A 14410-nucleotide genomic window follows, 5' to 3' on the forward strand; every position below is an offset into this window, starting at 1 on the left:
CTAGCGCCTTCAGGTCACAAAGAATGCACCTGCCGTAAGCGACAGACCTGGAGAGAGAGTGGCGAACTGTGTTTGAGCCGCGTCGCCGATACCGTCGCTGTCGAAAGAGAGCGCTCCGGTCGAGCTGTTGTAGATGATATGGTCGGAATTATCATGCGCGGCCTTACCGGCAAAGAAAGCGTCGGATGAAAGGCCTCCCAATTTAAGCCCGGCAAAAACGGCATCGTCGAGGTGGATCTTGTCCTGGAGCCTGTTGAAGTCAAGGACCTTGTCGATATTGCCGGCTCCAAGAGCAGTATTGAAAACGAAGGCATCGTTGCCGCCAAAGCCCCGCAACTCATCGGCACCACCGCCGCCCTTGATGACGTTGGCGCCGGCATTGCCGTGGATGGTTTGGGCCAACGCGTTGCCAGTCAGGTTGATTGCCGTTGTGCCGTCGTCGTTCGTGGTGCCAAGGACTTCAATCGACGAGCCGGCCGAGAGCGCATAGCTCACGGAGCTCCATATCCTGTCTTGACCTTGGCCAGAGGACTCGAACACCTTGTCGCCGGCGTTGTCGACGTAGTAGTCGTCATCGCCGCCAAAGCCCCTCAACTCATCGGCACCACCACCGCCCTTGATGACGTTGGCGCCGTCATTGCCGTGGATGGTTTGGGCCAACGCGTTGCCGGTCAGCTTGATTGCCGCGGTGCCGTCGTCGTTCGTGGTGCCAAGAACTTCAATCGACGAGCCGGCCGAGAGCGCGTAGCTCACGGAGGTCCATACCCTGTCTTGACCTTGGCCAGAGGACTCGACCATCTTGTCGCCGGCATTGTCGACATAGTAATCGTCGTCGCCGCCATGGCCGGTCATTGTCTGGGCACCGGCTGCCTTAAGTACATCGGCTCCGCTGGTGCCATAGAGAAGATCCCCGGCTGGGGGCGGCGTGGTCGGAGGTGGGGTGGTCGAAGGCGAGGTGGTCGGAGGAGGGGTGGTCGAAGGCGAGGTGGTCGGAGGAGGGGTGGCCTCAGCGGTGCTGGTGTTGTGCTCGCGGAAGACGGCTTGCAGTTCCGAGGAGCTTTCAAGCGCGGTGTCGCCGTTCTGCGTTCCCCACTTGTAGGTATAGTCGAAGGCGGGTGACGGAACCAGCTCGCCCCAGTGATCGATCATGGTTTCCAGCTGTTCGGCGGAGGGCATGACATGTCTTCCGCCGTCGGAAGTCTCCCAATTGCCGCCGCCAAAGGCCTGATAGACCGGAATGATGCTGCTGGTCGGGATGCCCGATTCGACCGCGGCAGCCACGGCTCTGTCGATCATGTCATAGTCGACCGTGTCCGTTCCCGTGCGCACCGGATAGGGGTCCAATCCGAAATAATCGATACCGGTGTTGGCTGGATTATAGGTATTGGAGAAGTCCGGATTGTCGGGAGATCCCATGTTCATCATGGTGATGAAGGTCTTGGCGCCTGGAAAATTGTCGTGGATCCAGTCGGATTCCGCCTTCAGGTCTTCAGCGGTCGCGTAGGTGCCCCATCTGCCGGTGGGATCCGGCTCGTCAGCAAGGTAGAACCCAAACACCTTCGGATTGCCAAGGAAGGGCGTGACCTTATCGATGAAGGATGAAGTCACCCCGTCGACCTCGCCAAGGTAGACCAGGGCCTTTGTGCCCTCCGGCAATTCGTCGAGCTGGCTGGCGTATTGAACGTCAGCCAGGTTGAATCCGGCGGTTGCGATTTCCGCAGCGGACCCACCCGATGTGTAGTGCAGAGTAGCCATTTATATTCCTTTTTCTTATTTTCTTAGCGCCCCGCGGTGCCCTGCCTACCCGACAGGTATATTAGCTCCAAATCACATACCCGCACCCCTTGATAGAAATTTTGATCGCTGATAGAGCGTCTAATAAGAAATAAATTATTACTTGTAATTCGCACTGTTCTTTAAGCAAAAAATGGATAAACGCGGACAAAATTCCTAGTTTACTATCGTAAAATACTTAGATTTCCGATCTGGAATTTTTAAATTCCCTATGATGGGCTTCGCCGTGTCTAAAAATATGCATTATATACAAAACATGTATTTCACAGAATGTAAATATGGTCGACGTTAAGCTAAGTTCTGGTCTAGTCTATGCTCCCTACTGTCGAACCAAAGTTTGTTGTGGATAGACAGTGGATAAGTGCTCGCTCACAACCCGTAGCCACTATTGGGCGTAGACGCGCCGCGAGTACGCCTCTTCGGATTCTGATGATCGGCCGGCCATGGGCGTCGAAGCCATACCCGCTGATCTCGACATCGAGAAAGGCGTGGATCTCGTCCTCGCCGACGCCGATCAATGCGCCAAGCCTCAGCAGATCGAAATTCGTCCCGGCGCCTAGCGGCGCCGTCGGCGGCTTCGCGGCCGGCGCCGCGCCAAGCAGTCTGACGGCGCGATCCGGATCCTTAGCCGATTATAGCCGGGGCAAGTACTTTTGCCTTTGCCGTGTTGCTGCGCCCGGCAACTTCGGCCAGTTGCCAGGCGACCGGGTCGCCCATCTTGCCAATGAAGTCGAACCGGCCCTGCCTGACCGCTTTAGATGTCGTCCGGGGTCGCTCTGCGCGATTCAGCGGCGCCGCCGACTGATCGACAAGACAGGCCTCAGGTCGTCCCTGCTCAGGCTGGCTCGGCCTCGATCGTCACCTTGTTGGGATAGAACGCTCCATGATTGCGGATTTCGGGCATCTCATCGAAAGGCTGCTCATACGCCCACATCGCGTCCTTGCCTGCTTCTGCCGCAGGCAGCACACTCCAATAGTTCGCATCGCCCTTGTAAGGGCAATGGGTCGACAGTTCCGTCTTGCGAAGCTGGTCGAAATCGATGTCTTCGAACGGGATGTAGAGGACTGAAGGATAGGGCGGTTCGCTCAACACCTTGGCCTTCGTCGATGAAGCAATGACCGCGTCGCCGGCGCGTACGGTCACAGTTCCGACATAGGGCTCGACAGTAATCACTTTATCCGGGTTACGTTGAAAGCCGGGTGACGGGTTGGCGATCTGGTCCATGGCTGTTCTCCTTGCATCGACCCTAAAGGTGTGTCGGGAGCGCGCATTGCGCAAGGCCGCTCGAATGCAGGGCACCCGCTCAGGCCCTGCCATGACCACCGTCGAATCCCTAGCCGTGAGTGGTCAGGCCGCAGTCTGAAACGCGTCCATCAGCCCCGCATAGGCGGCGGCAATACCGGCGACTGGATTGCTGCTTCTCGACGTGGCTTCGACCTTGAGCGCACCGCCGACGGTCGGCAAGGTAAGAAGCAAGAACTGACGATTGCCGCCATCGCCGACGCATGCCGCGGCAACGTGTTGAGCTTCGCCTTCGTTCTGAACGCACATCTTGAACAGCAGCGTACCGCCGACCGCCTCAAGGGCGCCGCCGACAACTTCAACGAATTCGTCTTCGGAAACCGTCTTAGTGTCCGGCACCAAATCGGCCAGGCTTTGGGCGAGCGCATTTTCAAGAGTCTTGTCGTCGAGCTGCGCGTCCATGCGAACCTCTTTCATTCGCCAATCGCACCCCTTGCCCATTAATCAACGTTAACGCCGACGATGGCCGGATTGTGGCGGTTTTCCCTGTCTTTTCGGTCAATGCACCACTTCGGCCCGGTCATGGCTGGACAATCCGTTGGTTCGTCCCACAATGGACCAAAAACAATGGGAGGAACAGAATGCGCGGATTGATGCAGGAATGGCCGCTGCTTTGCCACAAGCTCATCGACAACGCAGCCAGGCAGCACGGCGAACGCGAGATCGTGTCGCGCTCGATCGAGGGCCCGATCGTCCGGACGACTTACGCCGAAATTCATCGCCGCGCCTTGCAGGTCGCTGAACGGCTCGATCGTGACGGTTTCGGGCTTGGCGACCGCATCGCCACATTGGCCTGGAACACGGCGCGCCATATCGAAGCCTGGTACGGCATCATGGGTGTCGGCGCGATTTATCATACGCTCAATCCGCGCCTGTTTCCCGAGCAGATCGTCTGGATCATGAACAATGCCGAAGACAAAGCGATCTTCGTCGACCTGACATTTATGCCGCTGCTTGAGAAGATTGCCGGCGCGGTCAAATCGCTAAAAAAGGTGATCGTGCTGACCGATAAGGCGCACATGCCGCAAACGACGCTGCAGAACGTTGTTACCTACGAGCAATGGCTTGACGAAGGCACCGGCGCCTTCGCCTGGAAGACGTTCGATGAAAACACCGCCGCCGGCATGTGCTACACGTCAGGCACGACCGGCGATCCGAAGGGCGTCCTCTACAGCCATCGCTCGAACGTGTTGCACGCGATGATCGCCGCGATGCCCGATGCCATGGGGCTCTCCTCGCGCGATACCATACTGCCTGTTGTACCGATGTTCCACGCCAACGCCTGGGGTCTTGGCCAGAGCGGCCCGATGATCGGCGCCAAACTGGTCATGCCTGGCAGCAAGATGGATGGCGCCTCGATCTATGAATTGCTCGACACCGAAAAGGTGACGTTCAGTGCCGCCGTGCCGACAGTATGGATGATGCTGCTCCAGCATCTGGAGGAGACCGGCAAGAAACTTCCCTATCTGAAAAAGGTCGTCATCGGTGGCTCGTCCTGCCCGCGCGCGCTCACGGCGAAGTTCCAGGACAATTACGACGTTGAGGTCATCCATGCCTGGGGTATGACCGAGATGTCGCCGCTCGGGACCCTGTGCACCCTTAAGCCGGACTGTGCCGGGCTCGAGGGCGAAGCCCGGCTCAATGTCCAGAGCAAGCAGGGCTATCCGCCGTTCGGTGTCGAAATGAAGGTGACGGGCGACGACAACAAGGAGCAGCCATGGGACGGCAAGACATTTGGGCGCTTGAAGGTCCGCGGCCCGGCAGTCGCTCGCGCCTACTATGGCGGCGTCGGATCCGAACAGTTCGATGAAGAAGGCTGGTTCGATACCGGTGATGTCGCCCATATCGATCCAGGCGGCTATATGCAGATCACCGATCGCGCCAAGGACGTCATCAAATCGGGCGGCGAATGGATTTCGACGATCGAGCTCGAGAATCTCGCGGTTGGTCATCCTGACGTGGCTGAGGCGGCCGCCATCGGCATTCAACATTCGAAATGGGGCGAACGGCCCTTGCTGGTAGTCGTCCGCAAGCCGGGCCGGGAGCCAAGCAAGACGGATATACTCGCTTTCATGGACGGCAAGGTGGCGAAGTGGTGGATGCCGGACGACGTCGCCTTTGTCGGCGAAATTCCCCACACCGCTACCGGCAAGATCCAGAAGACCAGCCTGCGCCAGCAATTCAGGGATTATCGCCTGCCGACGGATTGATGCAGATGACGTCTTTCGCCTTCAAGCCGCCGCCAAGGGGCTCTAAAGACCCGTTCGGATCCGGGCGGTGCGGATAATGGAAATTCCAGTTCGAGAGACGTCGAGGGCGGCCGGCTGGTCGCGGCGGACAGGCGCTTTTTCGGCGGTCCTGCTTCTGACCGTTCTCGTCGGCCATCGATACGGCCTCGTTGAAACGCCGGCTTTTCTTTGGGTGCTCGGCATCGTCGCGCTGCTTTCCGCCTCTGCGCTGCTGTTCGCCGGGTTTGCCTTTTCGAGACTGTGGAATTTCGGCGACCGTGGCGGCCGCGACCTCACCGTCGGCACGTTGCTGGCACTTCTGGTGCTCGTTCCCTACGGCATTGCTGCCTACCGGGCGGCGACTTATCCGCCGCTCAGCGACCTCTCGACCGATCTCGACGATCCACCGATGCTCGACGCCAGCACCCGGACCGGGGGTATGAACGTGCTTTCACCATCAACGCCGGGCGAGCGGCGCCTGCAAACCGAGGCCTATCCGCTTGTAACCGGGCGCAGCTACAATCTGCCTTTCGATCGCGTCCTGGAAGCAGTTGAAACCGTGCTCGATCGGCGGGATTGGCAGCTGGCAGCGCCGTTCCCCGACGCGAACGGACAAGGTGAGCTAACGATCGAGGCTCTGGCCAAGAGCTTCATCATCGGCCTTCCCGCCGACGTCGCCATTCGTGTGATCGATAACGGCGATTCGGTCATTGTCGATATGCGTTCGGCATCGCGTTACGGCCGCTACGACCTTGGCGACAATGCAGATCGCATCGTGGGTTTTCTCGCCGAGCTGGATCAGCAAGTCGCCGGCCAGGTGGGTACGGCCCCGGCCGAATAGCGCCTACACGACGGGGAAAAAAATGCCGTCGATGGCCGGATCTCCGTCGGCGCTCACCAGGCCACGCGCAACCAGATCCTCCAGATGGGCAAGCACTGACAGTCCGGCCGCGCCATGGAGGCGCGGGTCCGTATCGCGATAAATCGCCATGACCATGTCCTTGATCGTCCGATCGCCATTTCTGATCCGTTCGAGGATCGCTTTTTCGCGCATCCTGCGATGCGTCTTCAACTCGCGCATGAAACTGTGCGGCGCAGTCACCGGACCGCCATGGCCAGGCAGCAGCAGGCGATCGTCGCGCTCGATCAGGCGATCCAGAGAGGCCATATAATCGGCCATGGCGCCGTCCGGCGGCGCGACGATGGAGGTCGACCACGCCATGACATGATCGGCCGAAAACAGGACACCGGTCCGTTCCAGCGCAAAGGCTGCATGATTGGCGCAGTGACCCGGTGTCAGCACGGTTCTGATCGCCCAGCCATCGCCGTCGATCACTGTGTTGTCGGCAAGCACGACATCCGGATGAAAGGCGGTGTCGGCGCTGGCATCGAGCGGATTGGCCTCGCCTATGCGCAGCGGCCGGGCCGGGCGATGCGGGCCTTCGGCCAGGACAATCGCGCCGGTGTGCTGCTTGAGCCGCGCCGCCAGCGGAGAATGGTCGCGATGCGTGTGGCTGACGAATATATGGCTGACCGGCTTGTTTGCGATCACTTCGATCAGTGTCTTGAGATGAGCGTCGTCATCCGGCCCCGGATCGATCACCGCCAGCGTGTTTCGCCCCACAATGTAGCTATTGGTGCCGTGAAAGGTGAACGGGCTGGGGTTGTTTGCGGTAATCCGAAGCACGTCGGGCGCAACTGCGATGCTCTGGCCGTGAGACGGGTCGAAGTCTGTGTCGAATTTCAGCGCCATTGCGAATGTCGTTCAGCTCTGTTGGAGGGCGGCAAAACCGATTGCCGCATAACACGGAAGCCAATATAGGAAAACGTGAAGCCGCAATCTGCGGCAATCCGGAAATGGGGAAGACCATGGCAATTGCAACGACGATGCGTCCGCTTGTTTCTCTCGCTTTGCCTGAAAAGGGCGCTGCCCGCCTGGCGACGCAGCTTTTGCTTGCGATCGTCGGAACGCTGCTGCTGACCTTGTCGGCCAAGACGAGGGTTTTGCTCGGACCGGTCGACATCTCGATGCAGACCTTAGCCGTCTTCCTGATCGCCGCGGCTTTCGGCATGCGCCTCGGCGTCGCCACGCTGCTTCTTTACATGGCGGAGGGCGCCATGGGCTTGCCGGTCTTCCAGGGCACGCCGGAAAAGGGCATCGGCATCGCTTACATGCTCGGCTCGACCGGCGGTTATCTTGCCGGCTTCGTGGTCATGGCGGCGATCGTCGGCTGGGCTGCCGATCGCGGTTGGGATCGCCATCCGGTCAAGCTCTTCAACGCGATTCTGGTTGCCGAAATCGTCATGATGGCGATGGGCTTTGCCTGGCTGGCGCTGCTCATCGGCCCGGAAAAGTCATGGCAGTTCGGTGTCGTGCCCTTCATCGTCGGCGACCTGATCAAGGTCGCCCTGGCGGCGAGCCTTGTGCCAGCCGTCTGGTCGCTGCTCAAACGCTCCTGAACGGCGGTCGGTGGATCGGACGCGACACTAATCGCGTCCGCGCAACCACCGGGATTGCGCGACGTGATCCTGTTTCGATCAGTTCTTGCGGAGACTTCTGTCAACGCAGGCCCCAGCGCCAAATTGGTCGGCATCTGCTGTGCAACGTTTTGCTAACGGTACCGTCACACAATGTTCAAATCGACGGCTTAAGGACCAGAACAGCCAGCGATTCATCGCGAGCCAGCGTAGCCAGGCAGCCACACATCGGTGCAATTGCCCGATACCGGCGCTTCGATAGCTAAAAAAGAAAGCGGCTCGATGTTTTTTAGGCACGGCTAAGTTGATGGACAATTAGCAGGAATTTTTTCGACGAACCGCCTCGATTCAGGCGAGATAGTTGCTTGCTGGTATCCACACGCTGTCGTAACCCTTGACCTCGAAAACGCCCAAAAACCGCCGAGAGTGAGTCGCGTGATCAGCCCGGAAAAAACGACTGTTAAGGCGACGGTATCATTGCAACAGCCCGCAACCGGCACCGCAGCGCGCTGGTACGCCGCCAGTGTATTTCCGGGAAAGGAAGACGTCGCCGAACGGCATCTGCGGATGCAGGGTTTTCGCCCGTTCGTGCCTCGCTGCGAGAAGACAACACGTCATGCCCGGCGCATCGAGACGCGCCCGGCGGCATATTTTCCCGGTTACATGTTCATCTCCCTCGATGTCGCGCTGCAGCGTTGGCGGTCGGTCAATGGAACATTCGGTGTGCGCTCGCTCATCATGCAGGGCGAGCGGCCATTGCCTGTCCCATCGGGGTTGGTGGAACGGTTCATAGCCCTGACCGGCAGGGACGGCCTGCTCGATTTCAGGGCAGGCCTCGCTGCGGGCGCGTCGGTTCGAATTCTCTCGGGTCCTTTCGCGGAGATGATCGGTCGCCTTGACCGGCTCGATCCGGCTGGGAGAGCCCGGGTCCTGGTTGCCATCATGAATGGCGAGATCCCTGTTGACTTGGATTCAAGGGAACTTGTCGCGATCGCATAATCGAAATTGCCCCTAGGTCATGCGATGTACACTGTTGCAAAGTCGGCTCTCGGGTTTCACCCGGGAGTGCGGTAGCCATTGTTGGAGCCGCTGCATGTTTGACCGAAACAGGCGAAACGATGGGCAACCGAGGGCTGCTGACCGGCCCGCTTCGGCCTGTCGATCGGACTCGCCGGTGAATTTTGATTGAGATCTTATACGAATTATCGAGCTGAATCTCGCAGAGAGTGCTTGGAATTGAATGCTCCGATCATAAAGCCGCAAACTCAACGGCACCTACTGCACCGGGTTAGATTTCAACTCCTTGGTGGACTAGCTTTTGCAATTCTGGCGCCAGCATTGATTCGCATGGCTGTGGATCCCAAAATAATTTATTATTCCAATCTGCAGATCACGGTTTTCGCAGGCATTGTTGCGCATACTGCTGGTTTCTTTTCGTTTCGCCGGATAGGAAATTTCCCGGGTGTTGCGGCCGCCGGCTATATTTTGCCAACTTTTTCCCTGTGCTACGGGCTCGTGTACCTCGCAATTTTCTTGTTTCGTATCGACTACAGTGCTTTCCAGGCGGCCAGCAGCTTGACACTGTCAATTCTCTGGTATTTCGGCCTGAGCATCTTGAGCAGGCGCTTGGATCCCTACAGCCTCGCCGTGGTTCCAGGGGGAGCTGTAGGTCGTCTTGAAGAGATCGGCGGCGTGCATTGGCATTGGCTTGCCTCGCCCGATACTATCATTGACCGGGTAAATGGTGTCGTTGCCGATCTTCGTTCTGATCTTTCGGATGAGTGGGAGCGGTATATTGCCGATCGCGCGCTTTCGGGAACGCCAGTCTACCATGTCAAGCAGATCAGCGAGTCGCTCACAGGTCGAGTAGAGATTGAGCATCTTTCTGAAAATACCCTAGGATCGTTGAACCCTAACCAGGCTTATTTAAAGATTAAGCAGACAGTTGATTGGATCGCAGCGCTGTTTGTTCTTATAATTTTTTTGCCATTGCTCTTATTTGTAGCGGCGGCGATAAGATTTGACTCGGCTGGACCGGCCTTATTCAGGCAACAAAGAATGGGGTACAGAGGAAAGATCTACGAGGTTTACAAATTTCGGACAATGAAACTCGGCGCCACGGTTGGCGACGAAAAGGACGAGGCCATCACAAAGGCCGGCGATGCGCGCATTACTCGCCTAGGGCAGTTCCTCAGAAAATCCAGGATCGATGAATTGCCGCAGGCCTTCAACATTCTGCGCGGCGAGATGAGCTGGATCGGGCCGCGTCCAGAAGCACTCGTACTCTCGAAATGGTATGAGGCTGAACTGCCATTCTATCGATACCGACATATTGTCCGGCCCGGCATTACCGGATGGGCGCAAGTCAATCAGGGCCATGTTGCAGCAGTGGACGACGTACTGGAAAAACTCCACTACGACTTCTACTACATCAAGAATTTCTCCCCTTGGCTGGACGTCCTGATTGTGTTTCGTACCATCCGAACCATGCTGACAGGCTTTGGCGCGCGTTGACCGGGCGAAGATCGTTTGCCGACATAACCAAGCCACTGCTCTCCGGCTCATAGGGTGGGGATGTCCACCAGGTCATTCATAATGTCTAAGGTTGCGCTGATCAGCGTTGAAAATAGCGTCGTATCGAGCTTGGAGAAAGCACAATGACCAGGAAAACCGCACTCATCACCGGTATCACCGGCCAGGATGGCGCCTATCTGGCGGAACTCCTTTTGGCAAAGGGTTACGATGTCCATGGCATCAAGCGGCGTTCCTCGTCGTTCAACACCGGTCGTATCGACAATCTCTACCAGGACCCGCACGAAAAGGACGTAAGGCTGTCGCTTCACTATGGTGATATGACTGACGCCACCAACCTCATCCGCATCGTCCAGGAAGTGCAGCCAGACGAGATCTACAATCTCGCCGCACAATCGCACGTTCAGGTGAGCTTCGAAACGGCGGAATATACTGCGAATGCCGACGCGATCGGTACATTGCGTCTCCTCGAAGCGATCAGGTTGCTTGGCCTGACAAAAAAGACGCGTTTCTACCAGGCATCGACTTCCGAGCTCTACGGCAAGGTGCAGGAGATTCCGCAGCGGGAGACGACGCCTTTCTATCCCAGGTCACCTTATGCGGCAGCAAAGATATACGCCTACTGGATCACCGTGAACTACCGCGAAGCTTACGATATCCACGCTTCCAACGGCATATTGTTCAATCACGAGAGCCCGATGCGCGGCGAGACGTTCGTTACCCGCAAGATTACGCGCGCGGCTGCCGCGATCCACCTCGGTCTTCAGGACAAGCTCTACCTCGGCAATCTGTCGGCTGAACGGGATTGGGGACATGCCCGCGACTATGTTGAAGGCATGTGGAGAATTCTTCAGCATGACGTGCCCGATGACTACGTTCTTGCGACCGGGGTGAAGAACTCGGTCCGCCGTTTTGTCGAGCTTGCATTCAGCGAGGTCGGGACCGACATTCAATGGGTTGGTTCCGGCATCGATGAAAAAGGCATCGATGCAAAATCCGGCGCTGTTCTGGTCGAGGTGGATCCGCGGTACTTCAGGCCCACCGAGGTAGAGCTTCTGATCGGCGACGCCTCGAAAGCGGAGCGCGTTCTCGGGTGGAAGGCGACAACGTCGCTCGCCATGATGGTCCAGGAAATGATCCAGTCCGATGTCGAAATGGTAAGGCGGGAGTCCGAACATCGGCGCCTTGATGAGGATCGCATTCGCGTGGCGGCACAGTAGGCGGCGGTTGGGCCGGGTCGATATGAAAATCTCGGTCTTGACCGTCTGTTGGAATTCCGCGGCGACAATCAGCCATACGATCGATAGCTTCCTGATCCAGGACCATGGCGACAAGGAATTGGTGATCATCGACGGCAATTCGTCGGACGATACACTGGCAATAGTCCGGTCTTACCCACAGGACCAGATCCGGCTGGTCAGCGAGCCCGACAGCGGAATGTATGATGCGCTCAATAAAGGGCTGCGCCTCTATGCTGGCGACGCGGTAGGCGTGCTGAATTCCGACGATTGTTTTCACGACCCTACGGTGCTGGGACGGATATCCGCAGGGCTCGAGACCGCCGACATCGTGCATGGCGACCTGGATTTTGTCGAAGACCATCTGACCAAGCGGGTCGTGCGCCGTTGGCGTGCTGTATCCCGACCCACCAAGGGCTTTCGGAGCGGATGGATGCCGGCCCATCCAACATTCTACGTCAAGCGAAAGGTGGCGGAGACCGTCGGCCCGTTCGACCTCAGTCTCAAAGTGGCGTCGGATTATGATTGGATGCTGAGAGCAGTTGAACTCCACGGGTTCCGGACCGCTGCGACCAGCCACGTGTTGGTAGACATGATGGTTGGCGGGGCCAGCACACGAAGCCTTGCCTCCCACATCGGGCACAATCTGGAAGCGCTGCGGGCACGTCGCCGCTGGCTTGGGGCAGGCCCTGTCGACTACGCACTTGTTGCGAAGCCAATGCGTAAAATCGGACAGTTCTTGTTAAAACAAGGCGATAATCCAAACATGAAGAAGCCTATCTGATGAACGACCCAAAAAGCATTTTGGAGCCGATCGGAGGTTATGTCCTCGATCTCGTTGCGAAACTGCGAAACCGACAATTTGTCCCGCATTCGCTAATGAAATTGCACAATATGAAAACCTGCAGGGACATGACGGGCGCCACGACGGCAGTGGAAATTGGTTCCTACAAAGGGGTCACGACAAAACGAATGTCTCACCTGTTTGAGAAGGTGATCTCAGTCGAAATTGACGAAGCGCTGTATCATCAGGCCAGCAAGCGCTGCGCAGGGCGGAAAAATGTAGAATTGCTGCTCGGTGACGGGTCCAAGCTGCTGCCCGAAATAGCGGCACGGGTAAGCAAGGCGCTTATCTTTCTGGATGGCCATTTCAGCGGAGGTATTACCGGTCAAGGTGACGAACCCGAACCAGTGTTGAAGGAGCTTGATCTTATCCAAGCGAACCTGGATCACTTCTGCGCGGTCATCGTAGACGACTTTCGCCTGTTTGGCGTCGAGCCGGGATGGCCGCGGAAGGCCGAAGTGATGGAGAAGTTGGAAGAGGTGTTGCCTGCGCCAGAATGGGTTCATGGCGTTCTCAACGATCAGTTCATCGCCGTTCGCAAAAGAACAGCAAAATGAACGGACACCGCGTACGCCACGCTCCTGTTTCAAGCAGGTTGCAGGCGAAAATTGCCCTTATTTTCTTATCTGGCGATTTGGAATGTTCCGAAGCATCCTGACCGTCCTGTCGGGGTCGGTGATTGCGCAGATAATTGCAGTTGCCGTTCTTCCAATCCTGACACGGCTCTATGATGCTGAAGCGTTCGGCCGCTATCAGATCTATGTTTCGATATTGAACATAGCGGTCATGTTCGTGGCATTTCGCTACGAGGTCGCGCTTCTGAGCGCGCGGCCGGGAAGGGTTTATGAAAATCTGCTAAAATTGACATTTCGGCTCTGTATCTGGACCAGCATGGTCGCTCTTCTTGTCGCCGGCGCTGTCGATTGGTTGATGCCGGGTGTCCTGTCATCCCTGCGGGGCATTGTCTTCTTTTTACCCGTTGCGATGGCCGTCGCGGGAATCTACCAGATGCTCACCTTCTTGCCGATCCGCGACCGCAATTATGGCCTGAGCGCACGGTCCAAAATCTTGCAATCGGTAGGGTTCTCCTTTGGAGCACTTGGGTTTGCCTTTCTTCCGGTCATCGGCGTCGGTCTCATTCTGGCTGATGTATTCGGCCGGGCCTTCGGGGCCATCAGCGTGCTCTTCGAGAGTGGCAAACTCTGGCGCACTTTGATCTCTCCTCTCTCTTTTTCGGAGATGAAGTTTACGGCAATTCGTTTCCAGAAATATGGACTTCTCACCTTCCCGGGAACCCTTCTTTCCTCTCTTAGCGCCGCGGTCGCACCATTCGCCTTTCTGGCACTGTTCAATCTGGAGACCGCAGGACAGTACGCCCTCCTCGAACGGTTTATCCTGATGCCGGTGGGCGTCATAGCGGTAGCTGTTTCACAGGTCTTCACCGGCGAATTGTCGACGCTCTACCGCACCGACAAGAAAGGGCTGAATAGAGTGTTTCGACGTTCGCTCTTTCAGCTTCTTGCCATCGGATTGCTGCCGACAATGCTCGGGATGGCGCTTTCGCCGATCCTCGTCCCACTCGTCTTTGGCGCCGATTGGGCTATGGCCGGCAAACTCTGCGTGATTGGATTTCCGATCGCGTATGTGCGCTTTGTCGCCACGGCGTTGACCATGGCCCTTGTCGTCATCGACCGCCAGTCGCTTCAATTCAGCTGGGAAGTGGGACGGTTCCTTTTTACCTTGTGCGTCTTCGGCGGGCTCGGCTGGGTGGGAGTCGATAATCCCAACACTGTCATGGTTTGGTATGCGCTGGCGACCGCCGTCACGTATGCTATTCATCTTCTGTTGGCCGATCGTGCAACGAGACTGGTCAGCTTGCAGGCAACAGAGAGCGGAAAAACGACGTTGTGAAGATCGCCTCGCGTTTATCGGCATTATTTGCAATCAGCATCATGGATCCATTGCCGAACATCGGCTGAGTTCTGGCGTTTTC

At 57.5% G+C, this 14410-nt stretch carries 13 protein-coding genes; 9 read left to right on the forward strand and 4 right to left on the reverse strand.

Annotated elements, in window-relative coordinates:
• Positions 1-9: 9 nt before the first annotated feature.
• From AC0L26_RS04120 to AC0L26_RS04130, 3 genes are all read right to left on the reverse strand, one after another.
• On the reverse strand, positions 10-1755 hold the full coding sequence (locus tag AC0L26_RS04120; protein WP_473631368.1) for a calcium-binding protein: 1746 nt from the start codon (positions 1753-1755) through the stop codon (positions 10-12).
• Positions 1756-2629: 874 nt separating this feature from the next.
• A complete protein-coding gene (locus tag AC0L26_RS04125; RefSeq protein ID WP_473631369.1) occupies positions 2630-3019 on the reverse strand; it encodes a DUF427 domain-containing protein in 390 nt (129 codons plus the stop codon).
• Positions 3020-3142: 123 nt separating this feature from the next.
• Entirely contained in the window at positions 3143-3499 is a 357-nt protein-coding gene (locus AC0L26_RS04130) for a hypothetical protein (protein ID WP_473631370.1), read from the reverse strand.
• 179 nt (positions 3500-3678) lie between these two features.
• Here AC0L26_RS04130 and AC0L26_RS04135 point away from each other — a divergent pair, with 179 nt between their 5' ends.
• Entirely contained in the window at positions 3679-5307 is a 1629-nt protein-coding gene (locus AC0L26_RS04135) for a fatty-acid--CoA ligase (protein ID WP_473631371.1), read from the forward strand.
• A 76-nt stretch (positions 5308-5383) separates the two neighbouring features.
• Positions 5384-6166, forward strand: coding sequence for a DUF1499 domain-containing protein (locus tag AC0L26_RS04140; protein WP_473631372.1), 783 nt, complete (start codon positions 5384-5386; stop codon positions 6164-6166).
• A 3-nt stretch (positions 6167-6169) separates the two neighbouring features.
• On the opposite strand, the gene AC0L26_RS04145 is transcribed toward AC0L26_RS04140, so the two are convergent.
• On the reverse strand, positions 6170-7078 hold the full coding sequence (locus AC0L26_RS04145) for an MBL fold metallo-hydrolase (RefSeq protein ID WP_473631373.1): 909 nt from the start codon (positions 7076-7078) through the stop codon (positions 6170-6172).
• Positions 7079-7194: 116 nt separating this feature from the next.
• Between AC0L26_RS04145 and AC0L26_RS04150 the strand changes: the two genes are divergently transcribed.
• The 7 genes from AC0L26_RS04150 (at position 7195) to AC0L26_RS04180 (ending at position 14328) form a co-directional block, all read left to right on the forward strand.
• Positions 7195-7785 (forward strand): biotin transporter BioY, encoded by a 591-nt coding sequence (locus tag AC0L26_RS04150; RefSeq protein WP_473631374.1) that lies wholly within the window; start codon positions 7195-7197, stop codon positions 7783-7785.
• Positions 7786-8238: 453 nt separating this feature from the next.
• Positions 8239-8802, forward strand: coding sequence for a transcription termination/antitermination protein NusG (gene nusG, locus AC0L26_RS04155; RefSeq protein ID WP_473631375.1), 564 nt, complete (start codon positions 8239-8241; stop codon positions 8800-8802).
• Between the two features lie 231 nt (positions 8803-9033).
• Positions 9034-10317: a sugar transferase gene (locus tag AC0L26_RS04160; RefSeq protein ID WP_473631376.1), complete on the forward strand. Its 1284-nt coding sequence runs from the start codon at positions 9034-9036 to the stop codon at positions 10315-10317.
• 143 nt (positions 10318-10460) lie between these two features.
• Positions 10461-11555: a GDP-mannose 4,6-dehydratase gene (gmd, locus tag AC0L26_RS04165; RefSeq protein ID WP_473631377.1), complete on the forward strand. Its 1095-nt coding sequence runs from the start codon at positions 10461-10463 to the stop codon at positions 11553-11555.
• 22 nt (positions 11556-11577) lie between these two features.
• Complete coding sequence (locus tag AC0L26_RS04170; protein ID WP_473631378.1) at positions 11578-12357, forward strand: glycosyltransferase family 2 protein; 780 nt, start codon at positions 11578-11580, stop codon at positions 12355-12357.
• Positions 12357-12974, forward strand: a complete 618-nt coding sequence (locus tag AC0L26_RS04175) for a class I SAM-dependent methyltransferase (RefSeq protein ID WP_473631379.1) — start codon at positions 12357-12359, stop codon at positions 12972-12974. Before AC0L26_RS04170 ends, AC0L26_RS04175 begins: the two co-directional genes overlap by 1 nt.
• Positions 12922-14328, forward strand: coding sequence for a lipopolysaccharide biosynthesis protein (locus AC0L26_RS04180; protein WP_473631380.1), 1407 nt, complete (start codon positions 12922-12924; stop codon positions 14326-14328). Before AC0L26_RS04175 ends, AC0L26_RS04180 begins: the two co-directional genes overlap by 53 nt.
• Positions 14329-14410 lie beyond the last annotated feature (82 nt).

The organism is Mesorhizobium sp. WSM4823, assembly GCF_055811195.1.